This is a genomic window from Ancylomarina subtilis, assembly GCF_004217115.1.
Classification (GTDB): Bacteria; Bacteroidota; Bacteroidia; order Bacteroidales; family Marinifilaceae; genus Ancylomarina; species Ancylomarina subtilis.
Map to the genome: position 1 here is coordinate 2,163,745 of NZ_SHKN01000001.1, position 15,319 is coordinate 2,179,063.

At 37.3% G+C, this 15,319-nt stretch carries 10 protein-coding genes; 5 read left to right on the forward strand and 5 right to left on the reverse strand.

Annotated elements, in window-relative coordinates; all coding sequences use genetic code 11:
* The first annotated feature begins 365 nt into the window (after positions 1-365).
* Together EV201_RS08825 and EV201_RS08830 are read left to right on the forward strand one after the other, a co-directional pair.
* A complete protein-coding gene (locus tag EV201_RS08825) occupies positions 366-1,820 on the forward strand; it encodes a TrkH family potassium uptake protein (protein ID WP_130307218.1) in 1,455 nt (484 codons plus the stop codon).
* A 453-nt stretch (positions 1,821-2,273) separates the two neighbouring features.
* The gene (locus EV201_RS08830; protein WP_130307219.1) at positions 2,274-2,924 is read left to right on the forward strand and encodes a DUF6629 family protein; all 651 of its coding nucleotides are present in this window, start codon (positions 2,274-2,276) and stop codon (positions 2,922-2,924) included.
* 59 nt (positions 2,925-2,983) lie between these two features.
* Here the strand turns inward: EV201_RS08830 and EV201_RS08835 are convergent, their stop codons facing one another.
* The 4 genes from EV201_RS08835 to hpt form a co-directional block, all read right to left on the reverse strand.
* Positions 2,984-3,673: a phosphatase PAP2 family protein gene (locus tag EV201_RS08835; RefSeq protein ID WP_165389624.1), complete on the reverse strand. Its 690-nt coding sequence runs from the start codon at positions 3,671-3,673 to the stop codon at positions 2,984-2,986.
* 155 nt (positions 3,674-3,828) lie between these two features.
* The gene (obgE, locus tag EV201_RS08840; RefSeq protein WP_130307221.1) at positions 3,829-4,845 is read right to left on the reverse strand and encodes a GTPase ObgE; all 1,017 of its coding nucleotides are present in this window, start codon (positions 4,843-4,845) and stop codon (positions 3,829-3,831) included.
* Between the two features lie 85 nt (positions 4,846-4,930).
* A complete protein-coding gene (locus tag EV201_RS08845; RefSeq protein WP_130307222.1) occupies positions 4,931-5,533 on the reverse strand; it encodes an adenylate kinase in 603 nt (200 codons plus the stop codon).
* Positions 5,534-5,663: 130 nt separating this feature from the next.
* On the reverse strand, positions 5,664-6,203 hold the full coding sequence (hpt, locus tag EV201_RS08850; protein ID WP_130307223.1) for a hypoxanthine phosphoribosyltransferase: 540 nt from the start codon (positions 6,201-6,203) through the stop codon (positions 5,664-5,666).
* A gap of 405 nt (positions 6,204-6,608) precedes the next feature.
* On the opposite strand from hpt, the gene purE reads away from it, so the two are divergent.
* The 3 genes from purE (at position 6,609) to EV201_RS08865 (ending at position 10,169) form a co-directional block, all read left to right on the forward strand.
* Entirely contained in the window at positions 6,609-7,112 is a 504-nt protein-coding gene (gene purE, locus EV201_RS08855; protein WP_130307224.1) for a 5-(carboxyamino)imidazole ribonucleotide mutase, read from the forward strand.
* A 171-nt stretch (positions 7,113-7,283) separates the two neighbouring features.
* Positions 7,284-8,099, forward strand: a complete 816-nt coding sequence (locus EV201_RS08860; protein ID WP_130307225.1) for a PorV/PorQ family protein — start codon at positions 7,284-7,286, stop codon at positions 8,097-8,099.
* Positions 8,100-8,108: 9 nt separating this feature from the next.
* Positions 8,109-10,169 (forward strand): helix-hairpin-helix domain-containing protein, encoded by a 2,061-nt coding sequence (locus EV201_RS08865; protein WP_130307226.1) that lies wholly within the window; start codon positions 8,109-8,111, stop codon positions 10,167-10,169.
* A gap of 59 nt (positions 10,170-10,228) precedes the next feature.
* On the opposite strand, the gene EV201_RS08870 is transcribed toward EV201_RS08865, so the two are convergent.
* Complete coding sequence (locus EV201_RS08870; protein WP_130307227.1) at positions 10,229-15,307, reverse strand: Ig-like domain-containing protein; 5,079 nt, start codon at positions 15,305-15,307, stop codon at positions 10,229-10,231.
* Between the last annotated feature and the right edge of the window lie 12 nt (positions 15,308-15,319).

A 15,319-nucleotide genomic window follows, 5' to 3' on the forward strand; every position in this document is an offset into this window, starting at 1 on the left:
TCCGATAAAAATCAACCACCCACAAATATAACCAAAAGTATGACTTATCCGAGAGCAGTTTATCAACAGCCCTTTAATTGGAGAGTATCTAAAGAGCCAGACACACCTTGAATAGGGAGATACAAGACATCACGTACAAAAGCCCCCTGTTAAGAAATACATCTAATAGAATTCAGATTTTGATTTTACACACTTCGCCAATTTGAAAAGACATAAATTTGTTTCATCTATAAATCAAGCATCTACAAAAGAAGACGATTAATACAATATGCTAACCATTGCATAAAAATTCCTTGAATTATTATTAAATTTGAAGATGCGCTTTGCAATATTTATTTACATTTGCAGCCTAAATTTAGAGCCATATGAATTTTAAATTTGTCCTTAACATTATAGGACGTATACTTCTCATTCTCGCTGTTTTCATGATGACTATCATTCCCTGGGTCATCTATTTTCACGAAAACAGCATCTTACCTGCTATTGAAGAATCGATAGCCATTCCCTTGATAATCGGATTGGTTTTAATATTATTAACCAAAAGTTATAAAAAAGAAATTGGTCCTAAAGAAGCCTACATTATTGCTTCAATTGCGTGGATTATCATGGGGATTGCAGGCTCACTTCCCTATTGGCTAAGCCACACAACATCAAGTTTTATCGATGCCCTTTTCGAATCTATATCTGGTTTCACAACCACAGGTTCATCTATACTTTCCGACATAGAGGCTGCTCCAAAATCCGTTTTATACTGGAGAAGCCTGACCCATTGGATAGGTGGAATGGGAATTATCGTTCTAACAGTTGCCATATTTCCTTCACTCAGAATAGCCTCATACCGCCTGTTTTCAAGCGAATCATCAGGCATCGACTCAAGCAAATTGAAACCCAAAACCTCATCAATGGCCAAACGGTTGTGGGGTATTTATATTGCTTTAACAGCAATTATGACATTGATATTAATGATGGGAGGCGTTAATTTTTACGAAAGTTTATGTCATGCCTTTGCCAGTATTGCTACAGGTGGCTTTTCGACAAAGAATGCCAGCGCAGGTTTTTATTCGCCTTTTGTACAATATGTCATGATGATTTTCATGTTGCTTTCAGGAATCAACTTTGCCCTGCATTATGGCCTTCTTAAGGGTCGTTTCAGAAGTATGCTGAACAATATCGAACTGAAATCCTATTTGGGTATCATCTTCTTTGTAGGAACAGCCATCAGTCTCATGCTTTATTTCAAACAAGGTTTACCCCTCGAACAAGCATTCCGCGATTCATTTTTTCAGGTCATATCAATCATCACAGCTACTGGTTTTGCCTCGGCAGACTATTTAGAGTGGAATCAAATTTGCTGGTTACTGATATTCTTACTGATGTTTGTGGGAGCCTGCGTCGGCTCTACAGGAGGAGGAATAAAAGTGATCAGACATGTTGTCGCATTCAAAGCAATTTCACGCGTATTCGGTCAAATTTTACACCCACATCGTGTTAAGTCTATTCAGATTAATAAAACCAGTATTTCAGAAGATAAGGTACAAGCCATTCTAACTTTCATTTTTATCTATCTGTTCATCTTTTTTATTGGTGGCATGTCCTTATTGGCGACTGGTCTCGATCCTGCGAGTGCTTTTAGTGCTTCCATCACCTGTATGGGCGGCATAGGTCCGGGACTTGGAACTGTGGGACCTGCATCTAACTTTGCTCACCTCACTGATTTTGCAAAAATCATTCTCCCTGTCCTGATGATTATTGGTCGACTGGAAGTTTTAAGTTTCCTTGTGATGTTTACACCAAGCTTTTGGAAAGAATATAAAAACTAAAACAAGCTATTTGAAATGATTAAGAAAGTGATTCCTATAAGTCTTTTCATCTTATGACTTACTTAAATCATTTACTCCCTAATCGCTGATTTCGACGAATTAAAAAATGTTCAATTATTGGGGATGGGACTTGAACTTTTCATCTCAGCTTATCTCCTCTTTATTATCGCAAGCGAGAAATACATCGATTTCTTAGATGGTTTTAAAATGAAACATATAAAAAAGGACTAATTTCCATTTTTTTTTAAGAAACCCTAGCTGTAAATCAAACCATAGAAAAATTCTTTCGCCAACTTCACAGCCCCTCTAATATGCACACAGGAATTATTGGTAGTAAGATTGTGCATTAATAACAAATATCCATTTAATTGTTGCATCTTACCTAGTATTGTTTTAAAGGTTACTAAAAATAAAAAGATCTTTTAAGAACATACCAATTAAAAAAGCAATAACATGTGTTTTTCACCAGAAGCTAGCTTTGCAGGAGGGATTATCATTTCAACAATAGGAGTTGCAACAGTTAAGAAAGTTCATAAACCTTCTCAACTCGTGTTTGCAAGTATTCCTCTATTTTTCGGTATTCAACAAATTGCGGAGGGTTTCTTGTGGCTTACACTACCCTATTCGGAATATGAAGGGATTCAAAAAATTAGCGCCTATATTTTCTTAGTGATGGCCCAACTTCTCTGGCCTCTGATGATCCCAGCTTCTGTTCTACTCATGGAAAAGGATAAGACAAGGGAAAAAATATTAAAGATTCTGTTGGCACTAGGTTTATCTTTATCATTATACTATGCTTTTTGCTTGCTGTTTTTCAATGTAAATCCACAAATTATGGATTATCATATCCTATACAAAACTGACTTTCCCAAATCATTGAGAATGCCAGCTTTCATCACCTACCTAGTAGTAACAATCACACCTCTTTTTGTCTCAACTGTTAAAAGAACAAATTTACTAGGCACATTAATGTTTCTATCATGTTTAGTGACAGCACTATTTTTCACACAATACCTCACATCTGTTTGGTGCTTCTTTGCTGCGCTAATAAGCGGAGTAATCTACTGGATTCTTAAAGATTCCAAGAGATCTTTTATTTCATGAAAAAATCCGTTCAACCGCTGGTTTATAAATAAAAGGACATATCGATATTAAAGACCGAATTAAAAGAAACCCAACTTTAGCAACTTAAGAGCAACAAAAGAAATTGTAAGCATCTCTAAAGCGACAACTGCAATCAAAATACCGGCATCAGAATTTTCTAAAACCTGCTTATAGCGCGCAAAGGGTTTTTGAGGATACAAACGGTATACCCACCAGCGAGTAATTCGGTAAAAGAAATACCCTAAACCACAACCTAAAGCCATTCCTCCAATTATATCACCTGGATAATGCAGGCATAAATATAAACGGGTATAAACAATGAGTAGAGCCCAAATGCCAATAAACAACGAGTAGATGTTATTCTTAAAGAGTTTTGATGTGTATATCGCGAAAGCGAAAACGGCCGTCGCATGCGATGAAACAAAACCAAATTGATCACCAGAATAAGCCTTTACCAAGTTAACAATCCCATAAAGCGAAGGCTCATGACTTGGGCGTAGGCGCTGAAGAATATTCTTGAATAAGTAGTTCGAAATTAAGTCTCCAAATAAAATCAGGAGAGATATACCAATCAACCACCACCACGCTTCTTTACTCTTATATTTAAATATTTGATAGGTAACCAAGATGAAAAATGGAATCCAAAACTCAATTCGTGTAAAAAACATCATGATAACATCCCAGAACGGGCTGTGTGAAGAATTAAACCAAATTAAAAGATCTTTGTCGAGTTGAAGTAAAGTTTCCATAATATGTATTGAGTATGTAATCGCCAATATTTCAAACGTGACGCAGGACATTTTATTGCAGTCTCCGAATTTGAAAAGAAAGATGGCTTTTATTTTTTGAACAAAAAATAGGCTTGGTTACATACCAAGCCTATATTACAAAACAAATGTTTTATCTATTCAGCATTTTTAGCTGTTTCGTTATCTTCATTTATCGCATTCCAAAGCATATCTTTAAGCTCTACAATACCTTGTTGAGCAACCGAAGAAATAAAAGTATAAGGAATGTTCGGCAAGTCAAGGCGAATTTCATCTTTCAATTCCTCATCCAACATATCCGATTTGGTAATGGCTAACAAGCGTTTTTTATCCAACAGCTCAGGATTAAACTGTTTCAGTTCATTCAAAAGAATTTTGTATTCCTTATGAATATCGTCACTATCAGCAGCAACCATAAACAATAAAACTGAGTTTCGCTCGATATGACGCAAGAAACGCAAACCAAGTCCACGACCTTCGTGAGCCCCTTCAATAATTCCAGGAATATCGGCCATAACAAACGAACGGTTATCGCGATAACCAACAATTCCTAAATTTGGAACTAAAGTTGTAAACGGATAATCTGCAATTTTTGGCTTAGCAGCAGAAACAACTGACAGTAGTGTTGATTTCCCAACACTTGGGAAGCCCACCAAACCAACATCAGCTAAAACTTTCAACTCAAGAATAACGGCACGTTCAACACGTTCCTCTCCTTGCTGAGCATAGCGTGGCGTTTGATTGGTTGAAGAACGGAAATTCCAGTTACCCAAACCACCTCGTCCACCTTTGACAAGAATTTTGCTCTCGCCATCTTCAGTCACATCAAAAATAACTTCACCGGTTTCAGCATCGCGGGCAACAGTTCCCAAAGGCACTTCGATAATTTCATCAGCACCTTCGTATCCCGTACTTCTACTTTGTCCACCAGAACCCCCATCTTTAGCGAACACATGTCGGCTAAATCTCAGGTGAATTAAAGTCCAAAGTTGTGCATTAGCTCTAATAATAATGTGACCACCACGACCTCCATCGCCACCATCAGGGCCACCTTTCATGGTTAACTTATCTCGGTGAAGATGTGCCGATCCTTGCCCTCCGGCACCTGATCGACAAAATATTTTTACGTAATCTACAAAGTTAGATCCTGCCATTATCTTATGATTTTTTAGCTGTGCAGCAATGTGTAATTGCACTAGAAAAATACAACAGTGGTTGTATTTTATGAAAATTCGTATTTTAACATACGATATTGAGATCTTTCTCAGAACAAACTTTCTTAACCAAGACAGCTATTCGTTCAAAAACCTCAGAGAGAGTTCCCATGCCATCAACAGCATAGTAAAGATTTTGTTTTTTATAATAATCAGCAATCGGAGAGGTTACCTCATCGTATATTCTCAGTCGCTTCAAAATAACATCACGTCCACTATCATCTGGGCGTCCGGAAGACTTTCCTCTTTCGAGTAAACGCTGAATCAGATCTTCTTCCTCAACCTTTAATTCAACCACTAAATCGACTTGACCATCCCTTTTTGCCAACATTGCAGCAAAGGTTTCAACCTGTCCTAGATGACGAGGAATTCCATCATATACAACACCCCCTTCTTCGCTATGTTGGTCCAAAAATTTCTCAACGATTCGATAAGCTAACTTATCCGGAAAAAAATTCCCACCATCAATCAATCTTTTTGCTTCCAGACCTTCAGGAGTTGCATGACTTATTTCATCTCGGCAAACATCTCCGGTTGAAAGATGAATCAGTTTGAATTTATCCTGCAATAATTTAGACTGGGTCCCCTTACCCGAACCCGGAGGTCCAAACATAATGATGTTCAACATAGACACAAAATGCTGTAATAAAATAAACTAAAATACTTCTTCTTAAAAAAAACCTACTCCATTTTCAAGAAGAAGTCTAATTCATATAGAAATCATCTGAGAAATCGAAACCGACTACTCACAAATGAATTTAGTCAATAACTGTATAAACGTCTGGCAAATTTCTTCCTATTCCATCGTAATCTAAACCACGACCAACAATAAAATCGTTTGGAATATCAAGACCAACATAGTCAATCTTAATGTCACGTTTCAACGCGTCAGGCTTAAACAACATGGTTGCCACTAAAATTTCCTTAGCCTTATATTCTTCAATTTGAGCTAAAGTATTTTCCATTGTAATTCCAGTATCAATAATATCCTCAAGAATCACAACCGTACGATCCTTTAGATCTTCGGTAAAGCCCATCAATTTTTTCACCTTGCCTGTTGTTCCCATACCTTCGTATGAAGCTAAACGCATAAATGTGATTTCTGCATTTTCAACAGTTATGAGTTTCATCAAGTCTGATGCAAACATAAACGATCCATTAAGAATACAAATAAACATAGGATTCTTTCCAGCAAGATCCTTGTTCATCTTCTCAGCCATTTCCGCAATAGCTTTATCAATCTTTTCTGCCGGGATAGATACTCGAAACTCTCTATCAAGAAGTTTTACAGTTTTCATCTGTTTACAATTTTATTTGTCTTCCCAATTTATCGGAAAGAGTTCGCCTCTTCAAAATCCTTATCTGAAATATTTATTTTCCTTTTAAGGCGATTAGTATTTCAATTTATTGTCTAAGTAATCTGCTTTCGTTCGCTTCGAAAAAAATAACTCCTCTTAATATCCTCTTCTCTAAAATCTCATATTAATTTCGAATCCAAATAAGTAATCCTTTAAATTAGAGCAAATAAGGGATAAAAAAAAAGTTTTAAATCCATAATGTAACATCCATATATTTTTTCCAATTTTGCCTTATACAAAAGCAACCATATGTTTGTTGATCATATAGAACTAAAACAATTCTTACTTGGCGACAAAAGTACAATTTTTTGTTATTTATTTTATAAATCCTCCAATTAAAACACGATGAAAGCGAAAGTTAGTATTATCATGGGAAGCACTTCTGATCTTCCGGTTATGGAAAAAGCAGCCCAAATTCTGAACGATTTTAAGATTCCCTTCGAAATAAATGCCCTATCAGCACACCGTACACCTGAAGAAGTGGAAGTTTTTGCCAAAGGTGCTATGGATAATGGAATTAAAGTCATTATCGCCGGAGCCGGTATGGCTGCTCATCTTCCTGGCGTAATTGCTGCCATGACTCCACTTCCTGTTATTGGTGTACCAATTAAAGCGAGTCTTGACGGCATGGATGCTTTACTTGCGATTGCTCAAATGCCTCCGGGAATCCCTGTTGCAACCGTAGCAATTAATGGTGCCATGAATGCCGGTATTTTGGCAGCTCAGATTATTGCTTCAGGCGATGAGGATTTGCAGAAGCAAGTTATCGCATATAAGGAGAGCCTAAAGGACAAGATTGTAAAAGCCAATGAAGATTTGGCTACAGTAAAGTATGAATATCGCGTTTGATTTTAACATCATTACGATTCCAATAATTACATTCAAAAACCGAAAAGATATTCATTATCTTTTCGGTTTTACTCTATAAACCAAACCATTAACTCCAAAAAAAATCACATCATTATTTGACATATTAAAAATCCCATACTAACTTTAAGTTTGATCTTTAAACACTTAGCAATGAAATCGATCAAACTCATCCTCATTTTAGTATTGCTAAATCAACTGGCTTTTGCCTCCTCTGAAAACCATCAGGCAGGTGCAAGATCGTCTGCCATGGGCACAGCTTCGGTTGCATCATCAGATCTTTGGGCCAACTTCAACAATCAAGCCGCCTTAGCCAGATTAGAAAAAATAAATCTCGGCGTGTATTACGAAAATCGATTTCAAATTAGCGATCTAAGCACCAAGGCCATTGCTATGTACTTGCCTACAAAACTTGGAGGTTTCAACCTCAACTATTCTCAATTTGGATCTAATTTGTATAAGGAAAGTAAAATTGGCTTAGGTTACTCCAAACCCCTAAGCAAACACTTTTGGGCAGCTGTTCAAATCAATCAGCTTCAAATTAAAATGAATCAAACATACGGCGATCAGACTCGATATAACTTTGAAATTGGTTTATTAGCCGAACTCTTCTCTGATTTTTATTTAGGCTTTCATATTTTTAATCCCACACAGGAAAAATTTGAAACCTTTTATTTCGACGAAGCAATCCCAACAATTGCCCGACTCGGTTTTTCATGGCATCTATCCAAAGAAACCATCCTCAACGCAGAAATACAAAAGGATTTTGATTACGATATTCGCCTAAAAATGGGTTTGGAGTACCAAGTTCTGAACGATTTATTTATCCGATTAGGAGCATTAAATCACCCCAACCAAATCAATTTAGGACTCGGCTATAAATACAAGATAATCCATATGAATTTGGCCTATTCAAAACATCAAAATCTGGGTTATACACCATCACTTGATCTTAATATCACATTTTAAATTTCAGCCATGCATCGACATTCATTTTATATGATGATTATCTTGGTTTGTTTGAACTGCAATCTATTAGCTCAAAACACAGCTAATAAAAATGATATTATCGAAAAAATGATAGAAACGATTGCTGAAAACAGTGATGAAAGTCTGGATTACACAACTCTTCTTGAAAATTTTAATGAATTATATGAAAACCCAATTAATCTGAACACAGCAAACAAACAAGAATTGGAACGTTTGTTCTACCTTTCAGAATATCAAATTCAAAACCTGCTTGAATACAGAAAAAACAATGGCCTTATTTACAGCATTTACGAATTAAGGCTTTTGGATGGATTCAACTATAGCACACTACAAGATATTATCCCTTTCGTGAGTGTGGAGATAACTAAAAAAGAAATTAGCCCCAACACACATGGGCAAGCCAAACATTTTATTCTACTCAGAAGTCAGAGAACTTTGGAAAATGAAAAAGGATATGAGTCATCTTTACCAAATGAAGACAGTGAAGTGCCAAGTCCTGAAAATAATCGCCAATATTTGGGTCGTGCATGGAAATATTATACGCGTTACAAATACATTTCTCCTAAAAAGAATACAAGCTTTGGTTTTACAGCTGAAAACGATGCTGGAGAACCATTTTTCAAAAAGTATAATTCGCAAGGCTTTGATTTTTATTCAGCCTTTGCAGAATACAAAGGCAGAGGGGTTATTCAACAAATAAATATAGGCGACTACCACATTCGGTTTGGGCAAGGCTTAAGTGTTTGGTCTGGCTTAGCCAGTAAAAAGTCAACTTTCACCACTCGCAATGCCAAACGACTGCAAGGAATCAAATCCTATCATTCAACGGATGAAAATCAATTTTTCAGAGGGGGAGCTATGGAAATCAAACCTATGAAAAATTTAAGTTTCACTGGTTTTGTATCTAATAAAAAAAGAGATGCTAACATCGAAAACAACTTAACACAAAGTCTCATTAACACTGGACTTCATCGTAATGAAAACGAATTTGACAAGAAAAATCAGTTAGACGAATTGGTGTGGGGAGGCAGACTCCTTTGGAATTTTAATCAAACTGAGATTGGAACCTGTTTTATCAAATCGACATTCTCACCGCCACTTACCACTAACGACTCTGAACTAAATAAAACATTCGACTTATCTGGTAAACAAACTTATAACATGAGCATCTATTACGAGACCCGATTTAAATCTATGCATATGTTCGGAGAATTTGCTCAAAGTAAATCGGGTGGTAAAGCCTATTTGCAAGGCTTACAATTTCAAGCACATCCCCAGTTAATTGTAGAGGCTATCTATAGAAATTACGCTAAAAATTATCATTCGCTATATGGTAATGGTTTTGGAGAACAATCAGAAACTCAAAATGAGACAGGCTTTTATTTCGGTTTTGAATTTCACCCCTACCCCAAGTGGACTATACTTTCCTATTACGACTTGTACGAATTTCCCTGGCTGAAATACAGAGTCGATTCCCCTTCGGTTGGTCACGATTTTTTATCCCAACTGGAATACAGACCAAACAAGAACATTTCAATATACTTTAGATTCAAACAGGAAGAAAAACCTGAAAACACAAATGACACAAAGATTAAAACACCGATAAACCTGGAAAAAAAACAATATCGACTGCACCTTTCTGCCATCATAAACGAAAACTGGGAAATTAGAAACAGGATAGAGCTCTCTGAATATGAGAAACAAGATAAAGAAAGGGGGTATTTAGTCTATCAAGACCTTATTTATCATCACAGTAGACTCCCATTCACGGCAAACATTCGTTATGCCCTTTTTGATACGGATTCATACAATAGTCGGATTTATGCTTATGAAAATGATATTCTTTATGCCTTTTCCATACCAGCCTATTACAATAAAGGATCTCGTTTCTATCTCAATTTTAGATACAAATTCAATCGAAAAGCAAGCCTGTATTTACGATATGCCCGCACACAGTATGCCCATTCTGAAAGCCTGGGATCGGGAAATTCAGAAATATCAGGTGATACAAAATCGGAAATAAAGCTTCAATTAAAACTGGCATTTTAAGAATGGTTAAAAAAAATGCCGCCATCTCTGGCGGCATTCGTGATTCAGACTAATTTTTATTAGTAAGTCATATAAACATAGCCTGTAAGCGGTTCTTTATTTTCACCATATTTGAAAATATAGAAATAGGTTCCCGGAGGAAGTCTGTCGTTTGAGATTTGTCCTTTTACATTTCCAAAACCCTCCCAATTATTATCGTAAGAATGTTTGCTATACACTATATTCCCCCATCGATTAAAGATTTCCAGGCTATTTTTTGGAAACTTCTCCAACCCAACAATCTTAAATTTATCGTTCAAATTATCGCTGTTAGGTGTTATTGCATTGGGAATGAAAACATCAACAGGAACAACTGTAATTTTAACTCGTCCTATTGCCGATATGCCTCCCTCATCAATCACTTCGTATTGCATAAACAGCTCGCCAACATATCTTTCCCGGGTATTAAACTCAAGATTGAGAAGATCATCAACTGATAACCTGTCATTATCAGCAAGGATTTGCCCGTTTGACATCACAATTTCACCAAAATCAACAGCTGACAGAATCTTAACCGAAAGTTTATCCCCATCCTGATCATAAGGTCTTTCCAGATTTATAGGATTATGTATTGAAGCCTCTTCGACCTCCATCTCAACATCAAAAACCTGAGGAGCATCGTTCACTGGCAAAACTGTAATGTACACTGAGGCTTGACTACATCCGGACGGGGATTCGTCATCACAAATCTCATAGGTAAATGAATCTATCCCGTTAAAATCAGTATCAGGCAGATAAGTATAAGTCCCATCTGTATGAATATTCAAACTACCATGTTCAACATCTTTAACAGGATAAGTGTTTATTATCAAGGCATCACCCTCAACATCAGAATCATTATCCAAGAGACTTGTCCCATCCAAAACCTTATCCTCTTCAACTTCGGCCTCGTCATTAACAGCTAAGGGTGCATCATTTACAGGTTGAATATTAATGCTCACTCTAGCCTGATCTGACTTTTGAGGTGTGATATTGTCTTCAATACTATAAACAAAAGAATCAACTCCTGAGTAGTTCAATTTGGGTGTATAAGTAAAAGTCCCATCTGAATGAATAACCAGTTTTCCATTGGCCACGTCAACCTTTGGATTGGTATCAATCCTCAAAATACTCCCCGGTGCTTTAACGTCATTGACCAAAAGATTAGGGCCATTCAAAACCTCGTCCTCTCGAGTATTCAATGAATCGTCATTAGCAAGTAAATAATCAATGACATCTGTTATGGTAATTATAAAATCTTCAGCTACAACTGAACCATCTGTACTTCGTGCCTCAATTCGAATTACGTGAGACTGATCGGACTCAAAATCAATTCTAGTCGAATCAGCGACAGTAACAATTCCTGTAGAATGATCAATTTTAAATCGTCCTTCCGCATCATCTAAAAGGAAATAAGTAATTGCATCACCATCCTCATCCGTAGCTAAAGCCGTAATATGAACCAACGTTCCATTTAATGTGTTTTCAGGTATCGAATTATCTACCGGATCATTATCAATCAGATTGGCAATTGCGTGGTCGGTATCCCCACCAGATCCATCAACATCAGTTACTATAATTGTAAAATCGGCCGCGATAACTGAACCATCCGTACTTCGTGCTTCAATTCGAATAGGGTGTGAAGCATTGCTTTCAAAATCAATCAAACTCGCTTCGGCAACGGTTACGACACCTGTTACCATATCAATTTTAAATCGACCGTCTGCATCATCTGAAAGATAGTACGTGATAGCATCGCCATCGGCATCAGTAGCTAAAGCTGTGATGTGAACCAAATCATCACTTACCGCATTTTCACTAATCGAATTGGCATCCGGATCATTATCAATCAGATTGGCAATTGCGTGGTCGGTATCGCCTCCTGTCCCATCAACATCAGTAATGGTGATTGCGAAATCTGCTGCAATAACGGAACCGTCTGTACTTCGTGCTTCAATTCTAATAGAATGTGAAGTATTGCTTTCAAAATCGATCTGGCTGGCATCAGCAACAGTTACGATTCCAGACAATGAATCTATTTTAAATCGACCGCCTGCATCGTCCAAAAGGAAATATGCAATAACGTCACCATCGGCATCAGTAGCCAAAGCTGTGATGTGAACCAAATCATCACTTACCGCATTTTCACTAATCGAATTGGCATCCGGATCATTGTCAATCAGATTGGCAATCGCATGATCGGTATCACCACCAGCCCCATCAATATCAGTAATTGTAATGATAAAATCTTCAGCGATAACTGAACCATCTGTACTTCGTGCTTCAATTCGAATAGGATGTGAAGCATTGCTTTCAAAATCGATCTGGCTGGCATCAGCAACAGTCACGATTCCAGACAAGGAATCAATTTTAAATCGACCACTTGCATCATCTAAAAGAAAATACGTGATAGCATCGCCATCGGCATCAGTAGCCAAAGCTGTGATGTGAACCAAATCATCACTTACCGCATTTTCACTAATCGAATTGGCATCCGGATCATTATCAATCAAATTGGCAATTGCATGATCGGTATCGCCTCCTGTCCCATCAACATCAGTAATGCTGATTGTAAAATCTGCTGCAATAACGGAACCGTCTGTACTTCGTGCTTCAATTCTAATAGAATGTGAAGTATTGCTTTCAAAATCAATCAAACTCGCATCGGCAACGGTTACCACACCTGTTGCCATATCAATTTTAAATCGACCGCCTGCATCATCTAAAAGATAGTACGTGATAGCATCGCCATCTGCATCAGTAGCCAAAGCTGTGATGTGAACCAAATCATCACTTACCGCATTTTCACTAATCGAATTGTCTACAGGATCATTATCTATCAGATTTGTGATCACATGATTGAAGTTTATGATCGTGATCGTTTTGTCCTGATTTCCTAATTCGTTTGCATTAACTAGAGAAGCAATACTTACCTCCACAATTTCATTAGGTTCATTTACAACATCCGGAATAGATGTTAGAATAATAGTCCCTTTCGTTTCTCCAACAGGTATTTCAATTGTAGATGTACTTGTTGCATTTTCACCCTTAGTTAAATAATAATCGCTCAAATCGGCATCACCTCCATAAGCAAGCGTAATGTTTACCGGCAATAAACAAGGATAATCAAGATGAGCCGTAATAGTGGTACTTTGATTATCTTCCTGAATCATATCTTCAGAAAGCGACAAACTTACTTCCGGTAAAAATGCCACTCCAAAAAATTGATCAAAATGTTCTGTCGCTAGCGAATACAAAACATACGATTTAGGATTATCACCCGTAATAATATGACTGCCATAACTCACTTCAACCAAATACTCTTTTCCTATTTCGGGCTTAAATATAAAGTTTCCTAATCCTTCAGGATAACCAAAAGTTCCCGGATCCTGTGTTACAAATGTTTCAATTAATTCATCATCGGCATCAATAACTTTATTGTAGGATTTATCCCAATACAATTTAACTTGTGCTCCTGACAAAGGAAGTTCATCGGGATCTTTAATACCATTCCGATTCGTATCTTCAAAAACAGTTCCACTAATACTTCCTGGCACAAACAATTCGCAAGTATGTGAAGGTAGTTCAAGCTTACACGATTGGCTTACTCCTGAAGAATACGGATGCCAATAGGTATTTATCGAATTCTCATTTCCATACTCATAATCAGACCAATAATGACTGGGTGCAAGATCTCCGGTCAAATCAACTTTCAGCTGACCATCCGGTAAACTTTCAGTGATATTGCTGTCGTCCCAATAAAGTTTGGGGATATATGGCGTCGGTGTTGCAGGTCTGACCGTCCTGGGCACCAATCCCTTGGTCAGGTACTCAACATCATACATTGGGAAATGAACTGTTCCTTGATAGTAATCAAAAGTCATGGATATACTTTCAAAATCGGTTACAACATTTCCCAATCCATCTAAACCATCCCAAGGAATATCCCGAACGAGTACGCCTTCCTCATTAGGAAATGGTGCAGCAAGAGTGGTGATTATTCGGTCTCTGGTTCCCGGATCATATTTATTAGGTAGGCCTTCAAAATCAAGAAGTAAATCAATTTGTCCTTCTCCTTCAACTGCTACTCTGAAAAAATAGTTTCCCTGACATCCTAAAAGTTTGGGGTAATTATTTTCTTCATCAATTATAAATTCACCAAAACTATCTATAGTTGGGAAAGCAGTTTCATCCGGCACATTTAAAAATATTTTATACTCGGGAGAAAGTTTTCGATCATCCTGTATAGATTGTCGATTCACCTCTGCATCTGAGGTATTATCGATTCCTGTTGAATTAAATGCAAAACTAAAACGATCCCCTCTAAATCCTGAATCCAGAAAATCCATTTCTGTTACAAAAGCACCCCCTAAAAGACTATCTTCAGCATAACAGTAAACCTTCCCATTAAAAGGTCTGTCATACAAATCTGTCAATATATATGGAGTAACTAAAGCCCATTCTTTCGCAAAAACCCGGCCATCAATCGCTTGAGGACTTCCCCCTTTTGTTGCAACCGTAATATCCCACCATTCTGTAAAGATCGGCCGTTTTAAATCGGTTGATTTTGCTGCACTAAACTCAATATAATAATCGCCCGGACCACTTGATGGACAAAATACAAGAGCATCATAACCGCCGGAACCACAAATCTGATTCGGACCATTCTTAACCTGTACCAATGATGTTATCTGATCATCTGATAAAGTCTGTGTATTACTCCCCAGAACCATTTGTCCTGAAGGAGAGCCTTCATTCGGCCAAACAACTATTCCATCGGGTGATTTAATACGCATCCAGGTCGTTACATTATTAGTTGTCGTATTGGGTTGCGTATGCCCACTGTTCACGAATTGAGAAAATCCAAAAAAGATTTGTTCATTTATAGGATCCTCAATATGAATATAAATCCGTTCAGTATCTTTTCCATCGTAGTTACCAAAATTTCCATGTTTCGCATCGCCAAAAGCCGTATAAACCCGATCATCCGCCTTAGGTGCCAACTGCTTCGTTCCTTCTCCATGAGCATTAGAGACACTAATACCCAACACAACAATCAAGACCAACATCATGTGTTGTATCCAATGATTGATCACGTTATGACAGTATTTTTTTTTCATACCAACTTTATT